This window comes from Vibrio sp. RM-69-4 (genome assembly GCF_024743775.1).
GTDB classification, from domain to species: domain Bacteria; phylum Pseudomonadota; class Gammaproteobacteria; order Enterobacterales; family Vibrionaceae; genus Vibrio; species Vibrio anguillarum.
The window spans coordinates 648,938-667,662 of record NZ_JAMQXI010000076.1; the positions used below are offsets into that span (position 1 = coordinate 648,938).

The following is an 18,725-nucleotide window of genomic DNA, read 5'->3' on the forward strand; positions in this document are numbered from 1 at the left end:
CCGCAGTGAACTCCTCTTTGTTATTCAACTTTCGCCTTATTCTTATCTCTCTTTTTGTTACTTTACTGTTAAACCTCACTTCCCTTTAGCCTGAGTTACTGGTAATAATGTTGTCAGCGACGCTCAGTGCGCGTACATAAAAATATTAAAAACACAACATCCAACATGTATACCCAAACAATATGAAGTTGTAAGCAATCTGCAATGGGATGAATCCTAATGTGGCACAGGTTAACTGTGTTTAACGGGATGAGCGCATTTGCTAGCACTGCTACCGCTTTAAGTAGGAAGGGTATAATGCTTAAATCAAGGAGTTAAGATGAAAGCAGGCAAAGCCATTGTTACCGCCGTTTTTGCAGGAGCAGTATTACTCTCTTCCACAAGCATCATGGCCAAAACAGCGAAAGTCGCCGTATCGCAAATTGTTGAGCACCCAGCTTTAGACGCAACCAGACAAGGTTTACTTGATGGTTTAAAAGCAAAAGGTTATGAACAAGGCAAAAATCTAGATTTTGATTTTAAAACCGCGCAAGGCAACCCAGCTATTGCTGTTCAAATTGCGCGCCAATTTGTCGGGGAAAATCCTGATGTGTTAGTCGGCATCGCAACCCCCACGGCGCAAGCGCTCGTCTCTGCAACCAAAACTATTCCTGTCGTGTTCACGGCGGTGACCGATCCTGTCGGTGCTAAATTGGTGAAAAAACTTGAGCAACCGGGTAAAAACGTGACCGGGCTTTCTGATCTATCGCCAGTTGAACAGCACGTTGAGCTGATCAAAGAGATCATGCCAAACGTGAAATCTATCGGTGTAGTGTATAACCCCGGAGAGGCCAATGCAGTGAGCTTGATGGAACTGCTTAAATCGAGCACTCAAAAACATGGCATTAAACTTATTGAAGCGACAGCCTTAAAAAGCGCAGACGTACAAACTGCGACACAGGCGATTGCCTCAAAATCAGACATTATCTATGCCTTGATTGATAATACCGTCGCCAGTGCGATTGAAGGGATGATTGTTTCGGCAAACCAAGCTAAGACCCCAGTATTTGGCGCAGCAACCTCTTATGTTGAACGCGGAGCGATTGCTAGCCTTGGCTTTGATTATTACCAAATTGGCGTACAAACCGCGGACTATGTTGTCGCTATCTTGGAAGGACAAGCACCGGGTAAACTGGATGTTAAAGTGGCCAAAGGGTCTGATTTAATGATCAACAAAACCGCAGCGGAAAAACTGGGCATAACTATTCCTCAGTTAGTACTTGATCGTGCTACGAGCGTAAAATAAAGACCATTCAGAGCTAGAGCGAAGGCTTTAGCTCTGTTTAAGCAGAGAAAGGAGTTGTTATGTCTGCTTTTGCTTTTTTTGGCGCTCTAGAGATAGGGCTGCTGTACGGATTAGTGGCATTGGGTGTTTACCTCACTTTCCGTGTCCTTGATTTCCCCGATTTAAGCGTTGACGGCAGCTTCCCGATGGGCGCTGCGGTGGCCGCAACGGCGATTGTGGCAGGTATTAACCCTTGGGTCGCTACAGGAATGGCAATACTTGCGGGTGCCTTTACCGGTTGGGTGACTGCATTTCTTGCGGTTCGCTGCGGTATTTTGCATCTATTGGCGTCGATTCTCACCATGATTGCCGCCTTCTCCATCAATATTCGTATTATGGGACGCCCCAATATTGCTCTGCTTGGGGAGGAGACCATTCTTACGCCCTTTGAAGCCATGGGTGACTCGGTTTACATTCGCCCGCTGGTCGTGGGTGTATTGGTCTTGATTTCGGCCTGGTTTGTGGTGCGATTATTAAACAGTGACTTTGGACTTGGACTGCGTGCTACGGGCGTTAATGCCCGCATGGTGAGAGCACAAGGCGGAAGCACCTCGTTTTATACCTATTTTGCTCTTGCGTTATCGAATGGTTTTGTCGGTTTTGCTGGGGCACTGTTTGCGCAAACCAACAGTTTTGCTGATGTAACTTCGGGCGTAGGGACGATTGTCGTTGGCCTTGCTGCTGTGATCTTGGGGCAGACGTTGATCCCTGGGCGCCGGATCTGGGTTGCAGTGCTGGCGGTCATCGTCGGTTCAGTGCTGTACCGTTTAGCGGTCGCCTTTGCTTTGAGCTCGGGCATGTTCGGTTTGCAGGCGTCTGATCTCAACTTAGTTACTGCTGTGCTGGTGGCCATTGCACTGATTGCGCCAAAAATGAAAAGGAACTTCAAAGTAAAAAAGGGTAATTCTCCTGCTCAGAAGTCGGTTGTTGCTAAGCAGGATAAAGCGTCAGGAGAAACATTATGATTCGTTTAGAAGATATTCAAGTCACGTTTAACCCTGGCACAATTTTAGAAAATAGAGCGTTAAGAGGTGTTCACCTCGAAGTACCTGAACATCAATTTTTAACTGTGATTGGCTCAAATGGTGCAGGGAAATCGACCTTATTAGGCGCTGTAACGGGCGAAACGCCCATGATGGCAGGCAAAGTACTCATCGATGAAGTCGATGTCACGCGCCAGAGCGTGGATCAGCGTGCACGTTTATGCGCTCGCGTGTTCCAAGACCCACTTGCCGGTACATGTGGCGATTTAACCATTGAAGAGAATATGGCTTTAGCCTACATGCGCGGCAAGCGCCGAGGGTGGGGGCTGTCACTTTCTTCATCACGTCGCAAGTTGTTTCAAGAGCGAATCGCTATCCTTGGTTTGGGATTAGAAGATCGTTTAGGCGATAACATCGGCCTACTGTCTGGTGGGCAGCGTCAAGCGGTTAGCTTAGTGATGGCAACTTTATCTGACAGTAAATTGTTACTGCTTGATGAGCACACTGCGGCTCTGGATCCTAGAATGGCGGCCTTTATCATTGATTTGACCAAAACAATCGTCAAAGAATTTAACTTGACGGTGATGATGGTAACGCACTCGATGAAAGATGCCTTAGCGTGTGGTGATCGCACTGTAATGCTTCACCAAGGTGAAATTGTTCTTGATGTGTCTGGTGAGCAGCGTGCCAATATGAAAGTGCCTGATCTACTGGAAATGTTTTCGAAAGTTCGAGGCGAAGAGCTGGCAGATGATAGCCTTCTACTCAGTTAATGGTTTTACTTCGTTATCACAGAGGGTTAGTTAACACAGTGGTTGGCTAAGCAGCAACAGGCTTTCTCGGCGTGAGGTTGAGAAAGCCTGAAGAAAACGCATCACAACGTGTTTTGTAACCGATCACGGTAACGCTGAATGTGCTCCACGATAGGTTCCGATTTGGTGAAGGTCCTGATTTCGCGAAATAGCTCGTTAGCTTGAGGATATTCTTGACGCAAGTAGGTAAACCATTGCTTGACTCGGTTGGGATAGTAAAAGCCTTTATCGCCTCTAATTTCAAATTGCGAATAGCGCAGGAGCAGATCAACCACTTCATGCCAAGGCATCACTTTATGGTTATGTTTGACCACATTGCCTAAATTGGGAACGTTGAATGCGCCTCGACAAACCATCAATGACTCTACGCCCGTTGCTTTAATACAGGCTTGACCATCGTCATAGTTCCAAATTTCGCCATTAGCGATCAGAGGCAGAGACGTCTTCTGGCGTATCTGATTAATGTAATCCCACTTAATTTCACTGGCGCGATAACCGCCCGCTTTTGTTCGGGCATGAACTGTGAGCTCGTTTGCTCCAGCTTGTTCAATCGCATCGACAATTTCAAAGCAGTCGTTAGGGTCTTCCCAACCTAAGCGGATTTTAGCCGAAACAGGGATCGCTTTCGGTACCGCATCTCGGCATGATTTCACCACTTGATAAATCAATTCCGGATGTTGTAACAGCGCCGCACCGCCTTTGTGTTTGTTGACCGTTTTCGCTGGGCAACCAAAATTCAAGTCAATGCCGTGCGCGCCTAATTCAGCAACTCGTGCGGCATTTTCTGCCATCCAATGTGGCTCTTGGCCGAGCAGTTGAACGTGCACGGGAACACCTGCTTGTGTTTTTGAGCCTGTTTTCAGTTCAGGACAAAGGCGATAAAAAACGTGGTCAGGCAATAATTGGTCAACGACACGCACAAATTCAGTCACACACAGATCGTAATCATTCATCTGGGTGAGCAGTTCACGCATCAAGTGGTCTAGCACACCCTCCATTGGGCCCAAAATTACACGCATCATCATTTCGCCTTAAAAATTCGAGGCGAGATTGTAGTGGTTACCGAATCAAAAGTCACTAAATGCAAGAGTTGGTATATAATCCTTGGTCAACCATTTTAACTGTACAGATTTTCATGACCTACTCATTGCTCTCTCTTCCTCAATCAGCTCCTCAATCCGCTCATTTTTTTGAAGGGGCTATTTTGGCATCCAATTTCGCCACTAAGCCGTTAGAACCCACAACTTGGTTAGAACCTTTAGTGGGGGAGCAAGTCAAAGCACTTGAACCAGCGGTGATGGCGCAAATTAATCTGCAATATAACTTGCTCAAACGTAGCGAATATTCGGCGTTAGCCTTGCTAGATAATGCGACTCAGTGGGCTGATTTTGCTGAAGGGTTTATGAGCGTCTGGCCAGTCGTTGAACCGCAATGGTTAGAGACTCAAATTGGTGATGGCAGCCTGCGCATGCTGCAAGCTTTGTTGACCACCTTCATGTTAGCCATCGATGAAACACAAACACAGCAGCAGATGAGCGAAGCGGGTTTTGCAACACCACCCAGTTTGAGTGATTTTGCTGAGCAGTTGGATGTCATGATCACTGAAGTGGCGTTAATGGCTGATGAATTAATGCTCGGCATGAAAACGCAGCGGGTTAACCCATTTAAAGGGATTGGACGCAATGATCCTTGTCCGTGCGCCAGTGGCAAAAAATTCAAACAGTGCTGTGGCCAGTAAAGTACGCCGCCTGAGGTTTAATCTCAACAAAACGCTGACAAACCCAAGCAAATAAGCCCTTATAAACGAGTTATTCTGATAAATAAGTTGTTCTGATAAGCGAACTCTTCTTAAGAGAAGAGGGCCTTATCAATAAACGTTATAGAAAACGTTATAGACAAAAAATTGTTATCCATGGAGTGTGGTAATCATGAAAAGAGTGTTAGCCCTGTTGCTGTGTAGTTTTTCTGTCGCTGTTTTGGCTGCGCCAAAAGAGGAGTTGAGCCAACGCCTCGCGCTGAACGCTGGTTTTAGCGCTACCTTTGCCCAGCAAGTGATCAGCCCTGAAGGTGATATTGTAATGGAAGGTCAGGGGAAAGTTGATATTGTTCGGCCAAGCCTTTTCCGTTGGCAAACGACCGCTCCTGATGAAAACTTACTGGTGTCTGATGGTAAAACCTTGTGGTATTACAGCCCATTTATCGAACAAGTGAGTATTTATAATCAAGAACAAGCGACGGAACAAACTCCTTTTGTGTTGCTGACTCGTAATCGCGCCAGTGATTGGGATCACTACAAGGTTGCACAAAACGGTGATGATTTCACCCTAACGCCAACCGCGGTAGATTCAAACCAAGGGCAGTTTCAGATAGCGATTGATGAGAAAGGGATCGTGAAAGGTTTTAACGTGATTGAACAAGATGGACAGAAGAGTCTGTTTACGTTTAGCGATGTACAACTAACACCGGCCGCTAAAGCGCGTTTCACGTTCCAGATCCCGCAAGGTGTCGAGGTTGATGATCAACGTAATTGAGATAGGGACTAAGGCGTGAGCAATTATAGTGTGGGTAACTACAGCTTAGATTTTTCGGGTGATGAAGATTTCCGTCCGTTGGCCGCTAGAATGCGCCCTCAGACGGTTGAGCAGTATATTGGCCAGCAGCACATTTTAGGCGTGGGTAAACCCTTGCGGCGTGCATTAGAGGCTGGTCATATTCATTCGATGATCTTGTGGGGGCCGCCCGGTACGGGCAAAACGACCTTGGCTGAAGTGGCGGCGAATTACGCCAATGCAGAGGTTGAACGTGTTTCTGCGGTGACTTCTGGCGTTAAAGAGATCCGTGCTGCCATTGAAAAAGCACGCGAAAATAAAATGGCGGGTCGACGTACTATTTTGTTTGTAGACGAAGTGCATCGTTTTAATAAATCTCAACAAGATGCCTTTTTGCCACACATTGAAGATGGCACTGTGACTTTCATTGGTGCCACGACAGAGAATCCCTCTTTTGAACTCAACAACGCTTTGCTATCTCGTGCTCGGGTGTACAAATTAACCTCGCTGGCTAGCGATGAAATTTTGCTGGCGCTCAATCAAGCAATCAACGATGCCGATCGCGGTTTAGGTAAAGTCGCAGCGCAGTTTATGGATAACGTGCTCGAACGTTTGGCTGAATTGGTCAATGGTGATGCGCGCATGTCACTCAATTATCTTGAGCTGCTGTACGACATGGCCGAAGAGAATGCGCAAGGTGAAAAACTCATTACGCTCAAACTGTTGGCCGAAGTGGCAGGCGAAAAAGTGTCGCGCTTTGATAATAAAGGCGATATTTGGTACGACCTTATCTCTGCGGTGCATAAATCGATTCGAGGTTCCAACCCCGATGCGGCGCTGTATTGGTCGGCCAGAATGATCGCAGCAGGCTGCGATCCACTTTATATCGCTCGCCGTTTATTGGCGATAGCTTCGGAAGATGTCGGCAACGCCGACCCAAGAGGCATGCAGGTGGCGCTCGCTGCTTGGGACTGTTTTACCCGCGTTGGTCCTGCGGAAGGTGAGCGTGCTATTGCACAAGCGATTGTCTATTTAGCGTGCGCGCCCAAAAGTAATGCCGTGTATAGCGCGTGGAAGCAAGCCTTAGCTGATGCGCATAATTTGCCAGAGTATGAGGTGCCGCCTCATTTGCGTAATGCACCAACCAGTTTGATGAAAGATCTTGGTTATGGAGCACAATATCGCTATGCCCACGATGAACCGGGAGCTTACGCGGCTGGCGAAAGTTATTTGCCGCCTGAAATGAGCGATACACGCTACTACCAGCCAACAAATCGAGGGTTAGAAACCAAAATTGGTGAAAAGTTAGATTACTTGGCTAGTTTAGATGCAAAAAGCCCACAAAAGCGCTATGAAAAATAGTCTCTTTTCGTTATCTTTGTCGGGTTCAATTTTCTCTACGCGTCGCTCTTATTAGAAAGGGATGCAGGCGCGTTTTTCATAACTAAAAGCATAGGATTAGCAATGCTGGATTCTAAATTACTTCGCACTGAGCTGGATGAAACAGCTGCAAAATTAGCGCGTCGCGGTTTCAAACTCGACGTTGAGACAATTCGTCAACTTGAAGAACAACGTAAGTCCATTCAAGTAGAAGTTGAAAATTTACAATCCTCGCGCAACTCCATCTCCAAAGAAATTGGCCAAAAAATGGCCGCCGGCGACAAAGCGGGTGCAGAAGCAGTCAAGCTACAAATCGGCTCTCTAGGCAGTGACTTAGACGCGAAAAAAGCGCAGTTGAATGACATCCAAGCACAATTGGATGCGATCACTATGTCTGTACCCAACGTACCAGATGAATCGGTTCCTGACGGTAAAGATGAAAATGACAACGTAGAAGTTTCTCGTTGGGGCGAACCCAAAACTTACGATTTTGAGCTCAGAGATCACGTTGATCTTGGCGAAATGGCCGGTGGTTTGGATTTTGCTAGTGCGACTAAAATTACTGGCGCTCGCTTTATCGTGATGAAAGGCCAATTTGCTCGCCTACACCGCGCCATTGCACAATTTATGTTGGACTTGCACACACAAGAACATGGTTATACAGAAATGTATGTCCCTTATCTTGTCAACGCTGACAGCCTGTTTGGTACTGGTCAGCTACCTAAATTTGGTCAAGACCTATTCCATACTGAGCCACTAACTGAAAAAGTGAATGATGAAGAGCCACGTAAACTGTCTCTTATCCCAACGGCTGAAGTACCGGTAACGAACTTGGTGCGTGACACCATTTCTGACGAAGCCGATCTGCCACTCAAAATGACGGCTCATACACCTTGTTTCCGTTCTGAGGCGGGATCGTATGGTCGCGATACACGTGGTCTTATCCGTATGCACCAATTTGATAAAGTCGAATTGGTTCAGATTACGCGCCCAGAAGATTCAATGGCGGCGCTGGAAGAGTTAACCGGTCATGCGGAAAAAGTGCTGAAATTGCTTGAATTGCCGTACCGTAAAGTCGTGTTGTGTGCAGGTGATATGGGCTTTGGCTCTCGCAAAACTTACGATCTAGAAGTGTGGGTTCCTGCGCAAGGCACATACCGTGAGATCTCCTCTTGCTCAAACATGTGGGATTTCCAAGCGCGTCGTATGCAAGCCCGTTTCCGTCGCAAAGGCGGTAATAAACCTGAGCTTGTGCATACGCTGAACGGTTCAGGCCTTGCTGTGGGCCGTACTATGGTAGCCATTTTGGAAAACAACCAACAAGCTGATGGCCGTATTGCCGTTCCTAGCGTACTGCAACCATACATGGGTGGCGCAACGCACATCGGTTAATCATGATGCGTTAAACACAGTAAAAAAACCGACTTGCGAGTCGGTTTTTTTATGCATCAATATTCTATGTCGGTTCTATTTAAGCCCCATCGATTTGAAAGCATTGCGAATTTTGCAATGCCACCGCTACAGCGTTGATCAGTTTTTCAATGTCATCTATTTGGCTAATAAACGGTGGCATCACATAGATTAAACAGCCAAAAGGACGGATCCAGACCCCTTGTTCAACAAATAGCGCTTGAATGATTTCCATATTGGCAGGGCGATGCGTTTCAATCACGCCGATAGCGCCCAGCCAGCGCGTCTCTTTTACCATCTCAAAACGGTTAAGCATGGGCAGTAAATGAGCAAATTGTGCTTCAATACGCTGGGTTTGCTGTTGCCAATCGCCCTGTTCGATGAGCTCTAAGCTAGCGCAGGCGACGGCGCACGCCAATGGGTTAGCCATAAAGGTTGGCCCATGCATAAAGCAGCCCGCTTCGCCAGAACAAACCGTATCGGCGACTTGCTTGGTCGCCAGTGTGGCCGAAAGCGTCATATAGCCACCCGTTAAGGCCTTGCCGACACATAAAATATCAGGCGCGATATTAGCGTGCTCACAGGCGAAGAGCTTTCCAGTACGGCCAAATCCAGTTGCAATCTCATCGGCAATCAGTAGCAAACCATATTGATCGCAAAGTGCGCGCACGCCTTTTAAAAACTGAGGATGATAGATACGCATACCGCCAGCACCTTGCACAATTGGTTCTAAAATCACCGCCGCAAGCTCTTGATGAGCGTGCATTATTTTCTCTCGAAAATCATCGAGATCGCGTTCATCCCACTCATCCCAAAAACCGCAAGTTGGCGAATCGGCAAAAATATGCTGCGGCAAAAAACCTTTGTAGAGCGAATGCATCGAGTTATCTGGGTCAGTGACTGACATTGCGGCAAACGTATCGCCGTGATAGCCATGACGTAAGGTGAGAAATTTCGCTCGTGGTTGACCTTTTGCATGCCAGTATTGCAGCGCCATTTTTAAACTGACCTCCACGGCGACGGAGCCAGAATCGGCTAAAAATACGTGCTCAAGATTGCTTGGCGCTAATACCAGTAATTTTTTACAAAGCGTAATGGCGGGTTGATGTGTGATACCGCCAAACATCACGTGTGACATTTTATCAATTTGCTGATGCGCAGCGTAATTAAGGTGTGGATGGTTATAACCATGAATAGTTGCCCACCAAGAGGACATTCCATCAATCAAGCGTCGCCCATCTTCCAAATAAATATGGACACCTTGAGCGTGAGTGACGGGATAGCAAGTCAATGGCGTCAGCGTTGAAGTGTAGGGATGCCAGATATGTTGGCGGTCGAAGAGTAAATCCATGATCAGTCCATATTGCTAGGTTTGTTTGAAAATTAACCATTAGTAAACTTGTGTTTTCTTTGGTTGTTGACAGTTTATCGCTTGTCAGTAGACTAGCCAAGCAACAAAATAATAAAACTGAATAAGGAAGAGATGTGGAAGTTCGTCATAACTGGACCGTTGCTGAGGTGAGCGCACTGGTCGAAAAGCCGTTTATGGATCTACTGTTTGAAGCGCAGCAAGTACATCGTCAATACCATCCCAAAAATTATGTTCAGGTCAGCACGTTACTTTCTATTAAGACGGGGGCGTGTCCTGAAGATTGTAAATATTGCCCGCAGAGTGCGCATTACCGGACTGATGTTGATAAAGAACGGTTGATGGAAGTCGAGCGGGTGTTAGACGCGGCGCAAAAAGCGAAGCGCTCTGGCTCGACCCGCTTTTGTATGGGAGCGGCGTGGAAAAACCCGAAAGCGCGTGATATGCCTCTCTTGAAAGAGATGATCAGTGGCGTGAAAGAGATGGGCTTGGAAACGTGTATGACGTTGGGCATGCTAACGCCTGATCAAGCAAGTGAGTTGGCCAGTGCAGGGCTTGATTATTACAACCACAACCTAGATACCTCACCTGAATACTATGGCAACATTATCACCACCCGAACCTATCAAGATCGCCTTGATACCTTATCGCACGTGCGCGATGCAGGAATGAAGATCTGCTCTGGGGGAATTATCGGTATGGGAGAGAGCGCTAATGACCGCGCTGGCCTGTTGGTGGAATTAGCGAACTTACCAACCCATCCTGAAAGTGTACCGATTAATATGCTGGTCAAAGTGAAAGGCACACCGTTAGAGCAAGCCGAAGATGTCGAAGCGTTTGATTTTATTCGTCTGATTGCCGTTGCTCGGATCATGATGCCACAATCGGCGGTGCGTTTATCGGCTGGACGTGAAAATATGAATGAGCAGATGCAAGCGCTGTGCTTTATGGCAGGTGCAAACTCCATTTTCTACGGTTGCAAGTTGCTAACGACTCCTAATCCTGATGAAGATAGCGATATGCAGTTATTTAAAAAACTGGGTATCAATAGCCAACAAGTGAGCCAAAAACCGGATGAAGTTGCAGAAAGTGAGCTGCTTGAACGTGTCGTAAAACGGGTGGCAGCTCGTCCTACTAAAGATGATCTTTTCTACGATGCCAGCGTTTAATTCACGTATTTCAGCGGCGCTCAGTGCTCGTCACGATCTTGGGCTTTCTCGTTCTCTTATCGAGCTTGAGGGAGGCAACCAGGTTCGATTGTGCAAAGATGGCCGCCAGTATCTTAACTTTTCCAGTAACGATTACCTTGGCCTTGCACATGACTCAGAATTGATTGCCGCTTGGCAGCAAGGGCTGAGTATGTATGGTTGCGGTAGTGGCGCATCTCCTTTGGTCACAGGCTTTAGCTCAGCCCATCGCAACCTTGAATCTAACTTGTGTGAGTGGCTAGGTTATGAGCGAGCCATTTTGTTTGGCTCGGGTTTTAGTGCTAATCAGGCACTGCTGTTTAGCCTGCTCAATAAAGACGATTTGCTACTGCAAGATAAACTTAACCACGCCTCTTTGATGGAAGCAGGAATGCTTTGCGCAGCCAGTATGAAGCGTTTTCGGCACAACGATGTCACTCATCTTAAGCAACAGTTTAACCGCGATAGTCATACGTTAGTGGTGACTGAAGGGGTCTTTAGCATGGATGGTGATTGTGCACCGCTGTGCGAAATCACGGATGCACTGCAAGGTGAAGCGTGGTTGGCAGTCGATGATGCACACGGCATCGGTGTGTTGGGCGAGGGTGGGGCAGGCAGTTGCAGCGCGGCAGGAATAAAACCACAGCTCTTAGTGGTGACCTTTGGCAAAGCCTTGGGGTTATCGGGTGCAGCTATCTTATGCAATCAAGAGGTGGGTGACTTTCTTACGCAGTTTGCTCGTCACCACGTCTATTCTACAGCCATGCCGCCAGCGCAAGCTTATGCAGTAACTCATGCTATTTCAATGGTCACTCAGCAGCCGTGGCGCAGAGAAAAACTGACTGAGCTGCAAGCTTATTACGCTGAATCCATGCAAGGTTTCGATGGCTATGTTGAAACGCTAACGCCAATCAAACCCTACCTTGTTGGTGAGGCGCAAACAGCATTGAATATCGCCGAACAATTGCGACATCACGGGTGTTGGTTGACCGCGATTCGCCCACCAACGGTGGCTCAAGGCCGTGCTCGATTGCGTATCACTCTAACCGCCAACCACACTATTGCTGACATAGAGCAACTAACCACACAACTGCAACGTGCGCTAGAGGAGAGCTGAATATGTCACAAACTCATGCCATAGAGATAAATACGCTGCATGACAAAGCCGCCATTGCCCACTCTTTTAGCCGCGCGGCAAAGCATTATGATGTACATGCCGCTTTTCAACGTGGCGTAGGACACCGTTTATTGGACAAAATGCCGCGCAATCTAGTAGGGAAAAGAGTGCTCGATCTTGGTTGTGGTACGGGCTATTTTTCAGAGCAACTGCGGCGTAGAGGGGCGTATGTGGTATGTGTTGACCTCTCAAGTGAGATGCTAGTACAAGCTAAAATACGTTGTGGTGATGTTGGCGTCACCTATTATCAAGCCGATGCTGAGGTGCTTCCTTTCGCCAACGCCTCTTTTGATTACGTTTTTTCTAGCTTAGCGCTGCAGTGGTGTGATGACCTTGTTCTACCACTGCGACAAATTCACCGCGTATTGAAACCACAAGGGACGGCTTATTTTTCGACATTATTGGACGGTTCGCTGTTTGAACTGAAACAAGCGTGGACAAAAATTGATACACATCAACACGTCAATGATTTCATCACACTCAATCAGGTAAAAATTGCGTTAGCGCAATCTCACGGTTACCACCATCAACTAGACTTGCCTTCGATCACAGTTTGGTATGACAAAGCTTTTTCCTTGATGAGAGATCTTAAAGGAATTGGTGCAAATCACGTAAGTGGACGCTCACAAGGGTTAACAAGCCGCAAGGCTCTACTGCAAATTGAGCAGGCATACCAAGCATTTCAAAACCATCAAGGTCTTCTACCTGCAACTTATCAGGTTTGTTTAGGGGTTATACATCGATGATTGATGCATTTTTTATTGCGGGTACGGACACCGACGTTGGAAAAACGGTCGCTTCAAAAGCGATTCTACAAGCATTAGCCGCCAAGGATTTGGTGACTATTGGCTACAAACCCGTTGCCGCTGGTAGCGAAAAAACGGAATTTGGCTTACGCAACTCAGATGCATTACATCTGATGAAAGCGGCAACCAAAGAGATGCCCTATGGTGATGTGAATCCATATTCTTTAGCGCTCCCTACATCACCACATATCGCCGCAAAACATGAACACGTCGAGATTGATTATGGCGTACTCAGTAGCAAATTAGCTAAGCATAAAGCGAATGCTGACATTGTGTTGATCGAAGGTGCTGGTGGTTGGCGCGTTCCGATCTCTGATACTGACTGCTTGTCTACTTGGGTTAAACAAGAACAACTACCAGTGGTATTAGTGGTAGGAATTAAACTAGGCTGCTTAAGCCATGCAATTTTAACAGCGGAAAGTATTATTGCCGACGGGTTGAAGATTGTTGGCTGGGTAGCCAACCGAGTGAACCCAGGAACTGAGCATTACGCTGAAATTATTGCAATGTTGGAATCGCGCATTCCAGCGCCTAAGCTTGGTGAAATACCCTATGTGCCAACGGTAAAACGGCAACAAATTGGTAAGTATATTAATGTTGCTCCGCTGCTTGCGTCAGAGTAAGTGATGTGAATCAGCCAAAAGGCATCTCTTAGCGAGATGCCTTTTTTGATCAAGCAGGTTATTACCGCAGCTTATTGACGGGGGTTTTCGCGAACTGAGCTAAAACAACAAAAGCGAGCACCAGCAAGTTAGCAGCATAGATGACCACTAGCCACTGTGGCATGGAAAGCGTTAAAAATTGCCATACCACTTTCGAACAGTCACCGTAAGCTTCGAACATCCAAGGTGCCCATTGATTGAGTGGTGCCCAGCTTGGGAAAGTGACAAATAAATCACAAGTGGCAAAAGGAGAAGGGTTGAATTGGTAATCTACGTGTTGCATAGATAAGGTCAAACCTTTATAAGCACTGGCTCCCCAAGTAACGAGTCCAATCCAACGAACAATCGGATTATTGGGTGCGATTAAGCCAAGCAGAGCTGCTCCGCCAATTCCTAGCATCGCCACACGTTCATAAATGCACATCACACACGGTGCGAGCATCATGATGTGCTGAAAAAAAAGCGCACAAGCCTCAAAAAAAACCACAAAAAGAAGTAATAAAAACCAAGATTTTCTCGATTGAGAGAACAGTTTCAGAGTAGAAAAAAAAGTCACATTCAATACCTGTAAAGAATAAAAAGCCCTGATAGTTCAGAGCTTTTTAACTTAGATAAGTTTCATTATCAACCGAATATTTTAATGCCCGACAGAGATGGCTTGAACTGCTTTGGCTGAATGGTGCGTAATCCACCCTAAGTCATAAAAATGCGCAGTCATGGGTTCAACTAAGAAGACAATGCCAAACAGGCCAACTAATGCCAATACAATCGTGTAAGGCAGAGCCATGATGACCATTTTGCCATAAGAAAGGCGGATCAATGGTGCAAGTGCTGATGTTAATAAGAATAAGAAAGCGGCTTGACCGTTTGGTGTTGCTACTGACGGTAAGTTCGTACCTGTGTTAATCGCGACAGCCAATAAATCGAATTGGTCACGCGTGATAACACCTTCTAGTAGCGCTGTTTTGACTTCATTAATATAGACAGTGCCAACGAAAACGTTATCCGAAACCATCGACAAAAGCCCGTTAGCCACATAGAAGAGAGCAAGCTGAGCCCCTTTATCTTCAACATTCAACACAGCATCGATAACTGGCTTAAAGAGTTGTTGATCGATAATTACGGCTACGATGGAGAAGAATACCGCCAGCAGCGCCGTAAAGGGTAGGGCTTCTTCAAATGCTTTGCCTAGCGAATGTTCTTCTATCACACCAGTAAATGCTGTCGCCAAAATAATAACTGAAAGACCAATCAATCCCACTGCCGCTAAGTGCAGTGCCAATCCAACAATCAGCCAGACAGCAATAGCGCCTTGGATCCAAAGTTTTGCGACGTCTTGATTGGTTCGATTTTTGCGCTCAGCCGTGTCAAAATCGACCAGAATTTGACGAACGTTAGCGGGTAATTCTGCGCCGTAACCAAATAGCTTCAGCTTTTCAACCAATACACAGGTCAAAATACCACAGAGAAAAACAGGTACGGTTACCGGAGACATACGGATGATAAACTCGCCAAAAAACCAACCTGCTTGATCGGCGATGATCAAGTTTTGTGGTTCACCAACCATGGTCATCACCCCGCCTAAAGCGGTACCTACGCCAGCATGCATCAGTAGTGAGCGCAAAAACGCACGATAGTTTTCTAGGTCATCACGTGTTAGTTCTGAGATATGCTCATCTTGAGTATGGTCATGAGCGGAGCTTGTCCCTTGTCCCGATGCCACTTTGTGATAAATCGAGTAAAACCCAACGGCGACACTGATGACCACTGCAATAACTGTTAAAGCATCCAAAAATGCAGACAGGAAAGCAGCTGTAATGCAAAAGGCGACCGAAAGCATCGCTTTTGAACGAATACCAAGTAGTATTTTGGTGAAGATGAACAGCAATAGCTGTTTCATGAAATAGATACCAGCCACCATAAACACCAGTAGCAGCAGAACTTCGATGTTATTCACAAGTTCATGTTTTACTTGCTCTGCACTGGTCATCCCAATGGCGATAGCTTCGATAGCCAGTAAGCCACCAGGTTGCAGGGGATAGCATTTAAGCGCCATCGCTAGGGTGAAAATGAATTCAACCACAAGTAGCCAACCAGCAATAAATGGGTCGACCAAAAAGAAAACAATCGGGTTGATAATGAGAAAAGCAATAATGGCAACTTTGTACCAGTCAGGGGCTTTACCAAGAAAGTTCTTGAGAAAAGCGCTTCCGAGGGACATCGGCATGGGTAGTTCTCTTACTGTTGAGATGATAGACGCTGTCAGCTTATCTTTAATTCATTATGTGAAGTGGCCAAATAGAACGTGTTAAACACGAAAACAGTATCTATCGGCAATGTTCTAGCGAAACAACAAACCGTTTAGGGATTATGGTTTTACCAAGACACTCCTTGAGTGAGACAAGCAATCCTTACTTCGACCGTCACTCTACTCCGCAAGCTTTTTTAGTCAATAATAATCAGGTTATTGATAAAACACTTACCGATATTTTGGTCAAAAACGCGATCAAAGTTGGGTAAGCATAGCATAAGAGTTGTGAAAAATTCACGCCGAGCCGTATTTTGAAGTGGAGTTAAGGTAATAGGCATCTAAATGACTAAAAAGAGCGAATTTTGCAAGCTTAAATTGATTATTTTAAGTTTATTAATGTGAGTTATATCTCTTTATTTTTTCTACTCTTATGTGTTCTTCCTTTTGAAGAACTGCTAAAAATTACCATTTCATTGACTCGGTATTGTTCATAAACAAGATGATTGAATTAGAGTTTAAGCTCTATTTTGTTTGTGATAACTTCGCGGATGGTTTGTTTCCGATAACGTTCAACTAGTGGTATGATGAGTCCCATTCGACCCAAATAAATAGAAAACTGGATAAGTACTTAATGGTCATTAAGGCAAAAAGCCCAGCAGGTTTTGCTGAAAAATACATAATTGAGAGCATTTGGAATGGTCGCTTTGCACCGGGTTCTATCTTACCTGCAGAGCGCGAACTTTCAGAATTAATTGGTGTAACACGTACAACGCTTCGAGAAGTATTACAACGCTTAGCCCGTGATGGTTGGTTGACTATACAGCATGGTAAGCCAACGAAAGTAAACCAATTTATGGAAACTTCCGGTTTACACATATTAGATACATTAATGACGCTCGATGCTGAAAATGCCACCAGTATTGTGGAAGATTTACTTGCGGCTCGGACAAATATTAGCCCCATATTTATGCGTTATGCATTTAAAGTGAACAAAGACCCTGCCGAGCGCACTATTACTAATGTTATCGAAAGCTGTGAAGCACTATTAAGTGCCAAATCTTGGGATTCTTTTATGGAGTTATCTCCTTATGCACAGAAAATCCAACAGCATATTAAAGATGATGGTGAAAAAGACGAATATAAACGTCAGCAAATATTGATTGCGAAAACCTTTAACTTTTACGATTACATGTTATTTCAGCGTTTAGCGTTTCACTCAGGAAATCAAATTTATGGTTTGATTTTTAATGGGCTAAAGAAATTATATGACCGAGTTGGCAGCTATTATTTCTCTAATCCAGAAGCACGCGAGTTAGCCTTGCAGTTTTACCGTGAATTATTAGCAGTATGTGAAAGTGGCAATCGTGAGCAGTTGCCGATTGTGATCCGTCATTACGGTATTGACAGCGCTCACATATGGAATCAAATGAAAACAACGTTACCGACAAATTTTACAGAAGATGATCATTAGAAAATTCGTTTTACTGTAAAAAAAGCCCGTATGAAACGGGCTTTTTTGTAGGTTAGATATCTTCGTTACCACCTGCTTCTTTAAACCAAGCGGCTAAATGTAATTTTAAATCTTTCAGTTCATCTGGGCCGATTAAGGCCAACCCTAAATCTTCTGCACGAGTAATGTCATTATGGCGGAGTGGGCGAAAGCTCACGAGCATAGCGCGAGCTTGTAGGCCACCAAGCAAATCACGTAATGATTCTAGCTTATAAAGCGTATCATCGCCGTCATCACGCATACCTTTCGTTTTACATTCAATAATATGCAGTTTGTTATTCACCACTGTAGCGACATCGAGTTCATTTCTGACTTCTCGCTCACCTAATTGACGGTAGACTTGAACATTCAAAGAGCGATCTTGAATGGTAGGCATATCATCTTGGATCTGCCTTATTGTACTGTGCACTAATGTTTCTAACCATTCTCCATTGGAAAATCGGCGCGCATCTTCGTTGGCGAAGGTTAAAATGCCATTTTGATAGGTGGCGATTTGTGCTTCGACAAGATCGGTCAACAGAATATGAAGTTCACGATACCCTTGTTGTTTTTCTGAAAGTGCAACATCTAGCCGCTGCTCTTTGCGGCACGTCGTCGCTAAATAGTTTAATGTGGCTAAACCAGGACCAAGTTCTAATGCATTACTTGCCCAGCGCTCGCCGAGTTCGTAAAGTTTTTGGTCAAGTTGTGGCGGAATATGATGCTCACTAAATTCACCCCGTGCACCAAAAATGGTTAAGTAGTCTGAAATGGTAATGTGGTCTTGCACTTGGGTATTATTTTGACCATCGGGATAAAGCCAACACAGCTGATCACTGTTCGGTTCGACGACAAAAATAGGCCATTGATAGCTACGGAACACCTCATAAACGGATAATAAACGATGTCTCAAACCACAACTTGCGTTCAGCTTGACTTCGTCGTATCTGGTTTTCAAATCTTCCGCTAAAAACTGGATAGCTTGTTTGATTGCTGAGGTATTGGAACCCGATGGGATTTCAAAAAACTCAGAAGTGATATCGCGCTGACTCAATACCGAGTGTAAACGTAAATACATTGATTTTTGGTCTTGATCACCGATGAAGACAATGTGCGAACTTACCGTTCGATTATCAAGCAGGGGAGTAACCAAGCGAATAGGGTCTTGGTCGATAATGCCAACATGAACAGCCATAGATCATCCTCATGTTTGGCTTGCAAAGAGTAGGAGGTAGATAATAATGCGCAAGCCGATAGTTATCATATAACGATGTGGCATCAAAAAAACAAGGGCGACTTTAGATTAAAAGCCGCCCTTGAGACATA

Annotated in this window: 17 protein-coding genes; 12 read left to right on the plus strand and 5 right to left on the minus strand. The window is 45.5% G+C overall.

The window, feature by feature from the left end; genetic code table 11:
• Positions 1-319 precede the first annotated feature (319 nt).
• Genes NB504_RS15195 through NB504_RS15205 form a run of 3 tightly spaced genes read left to right on the plus strand, consistent with a single transcriptional unit; the run spans position 320 to position 3,080 of the window.
• On the plus strand, positions 320-1,285 hold the full coding sequence (locus NB504_RS15195; protein WP_258429228.1) for an ABC transporter substrate-binding protein: 966 nt from the start codon (positions 320-322) through the stop codon (positions 1,283-1,285).
• A gap of 59 nt (positions 1,286-1,344) precedes the next feature.
• Entirely contained in the window at positions 1,345-2,289 is a 945-nt protein-coding gene (locus NB504_RS15200) for an ABC transporter permease (RefSeq protein WP_208872236.1), read from the plus strand.
• Positions 2,286-3,080, plus strand: a complete 795-nt coding sequence (locus tag NB504_RS15205) for an ABC transporter ATP-binding protein (RefSeq protein WP_010319725.1) — start codon at positions 2,286-2,288, stop codon at positions 3,078-3,080. The genes NB504_RS15200 and NB504_RS15205 overlap by 4 nt, the downstream gene beginning before the upstream one ends.
• Before the next feature lie 101 nt (positions 3,081-3,181).
• On the opposite strand, the gene dusC is transcribed toward NB504_RS15205, so the two are convergent.
• Complete coding sequence (gene dusC / locus NB504_RS15210) at positions 3,182-4,138, minus strand: tRNA dihydrouridine(16) synthase DusC (RefSeq protein WP_088718024.1); 957 nt, start codon at positions 4,136-4,138, stop codon at positions 3,182-3,184.
• 62 nt (positions 4,139-4,200) lie between these two features.
• Between dusC and NB504_RS15215 the strand changes: the two genes are divergently transcribed.
• The 4 genes from NB504_RS15215 to serS all read left to right on the plus strand — a co-directional run bounded on the left by NB504_RS15215 (position 4,201) and on the right by serS (position 8,440).
• Positions 4,201-4,857: a YecA family protein gene (locus tag NB504_RS15215; RefSeq protein WP_094128851.1), complete on the plus strand. Its 657-nt coding sequence runs from the start codon at positions 4,201-4,203 to the stop codon at positions 4,855-4,857.
• Between the two features lie 190 nt (positions 4,858-5,047).
• The gene (gene lolA / locus NB504_RS15220) at positions 5,048-5,650 is read left to right on the plus strand and encodes an outer membrane lipoprotein chaperone LolA (protein WP_026027187.1); all 603 of its coding nucleotides are present in this window, start codon (positions 5,048-5,050) and stop codon (positions 5,648-5,650) included.
• Positions 5,651-5,680: 30 nt separating this feature from the next.
• Complete coding sequence (locus NB504_RS15225) at positions 5,681-7,030, plus strand: replication-associated recombination protein A (protein WP_026028684.1); 1,350 nt, start codon at positions 5,681-5,683, stop codon at positions 7,028-7,030.
• Positions 7,031-7,132: 102 nt separating this feature from the next.
• Positions 7,133-8,440, plus strand: a complete 1,308-nt coding sequence (serS, locus tag NB504_RS15230) for a serine--tRNA ligase (RefSeq protein ID WP_013856507.1) — start codon at positions 7,133-7,135, stop codon at positions 8,438-8,440.
• 79 nt (positions 8,441-8,519) lie between these two features.
• Here serS and bioA read toward each other — a convergent pair whose 3' ends face one another.
• Positions 8,520-9,809, minus strand: coding sequence for an adenosylmethionine--8-amino-7-oxononanoate transaminase (gene bioA / locus NB504_RS15235; RefSeq protein WP_258429230.1), 1,290 nt, complete (start codon positions 9,807-9,809; stop codon positions 8,520-8,522).
• A 134-nt stretch (positions 9,810-9,943) separates the two neighbouring features.
• On the opposite strand from bioA, the gene bioB reads away from it, so the two are divergent.
• Genes bioB through bioD form a run of 4 tightly spaced genes read left to right on the plus strand, consistent with a single transcriptional unit; the run spans position 9,944 to position 13,620 of the window.
• On the plus strand, positions 9,944-10,996 hold the full coding sequence (bioB, locus tag NB504_RS15240) for a biotin synthase BioB (protein ID WP_258429231.1): 1,053 nt from the start codon (positions 9,944-9,946) through the stop codon (positions 10,994-10,996).
• Complete coding sequence (gene bioF, locus NB504_RS15245) at positions 10,968-12,131, plus strand: 8-amino-7-oxononanoate synthase (protein WP_258429232.1); 1,164 nt, start codon at positions 10,968-10,970, stop codon at positions 12,129-12,131. Before bioB ends, bioF begins: the two co-directional genes overlap by 29 nt.
• Positions 12,132-12,133: 2 nt before the next feature.
• Entirely contained in the window at positions 12,134-12,937 is an 804-nt protein-coding gene (gene bioC / locus NB504_RS15250) for a malonyl-ACP O-methyltransferase BioC (protein ID WP_258429233.1), read from the plus strand.
• Entirely contained in the window at positions 12,934-13,620 is a 687-nt protein-coding gene (gene bioD / locus NB504_RS15255; protein WP_199871520.1) for a dethiobiotin synthase, read from the plus strand. Before bioC ends, bioD begins: the two co-directional genes overlap by 4 nt.
• A 61-nt stretch (positions 13,621-13,681) precedes the next feature.
• Here bioD and dsbB read toward each other — a convergent pair whose 3' ends face one another.
• Together dsbB and nhaB are read right to left on the minus strand one after the other, a co-directional pair.
• Positions 13,682-14,221 (minus strand): disulfide bond formation protein DsbB, encoded by a 540-nt coding sequence (gene dsbB, locus NB504_RS15260; RefSeq protein WP_088732659.1) that lies wholly within the window; start codon positions 14,219-14,221, stop codon positions 13,682-13,684.
• 75 nt (positions 14,222-14,296) lie between these two features.
• Entirely contained in the window at positions 14,297-15,886 is a 1,590-nt protein-coding gene (gene nhaB, locus NB504_RS15265; protein WP_208892593.1) for a Na(+)/H(+) antiporter NhaB, read from the minus strand.
• A gap of 655 nt (positions 15,887-16,541) precedes the next feature.
• Between nhaB and fadR the strand changes: the two genes are divergently transcribed.
• Positions 16,542-17,381, plus strand: a complete 840-nt coding sequence (fadR, locus tag NB504_RS15270; RefSeq protein ID WP_258429234.1) for a fatty acid metabolism transcriptional regulator FadR — start codon at positions 16,542-16,544, stop codon at positions 17,379-17,381.
• 52 nt (positions 17,382-17,433) lie between these two features.
• Here fadR and NB504_RS15275 read toward each other — a convergent pair whose 3' ends face one another.
• Entirely contained in the window at positions 17,434-18,594 is a 1,161-nt protein-coding gene (locus tag NB504_RS15275) for a DUF1887 family protein (protein WP_013856516.1), read from the minus strand.
• Between the last annotated feature and the right edge of the window lie 131 nt (positions 18,595-18,725).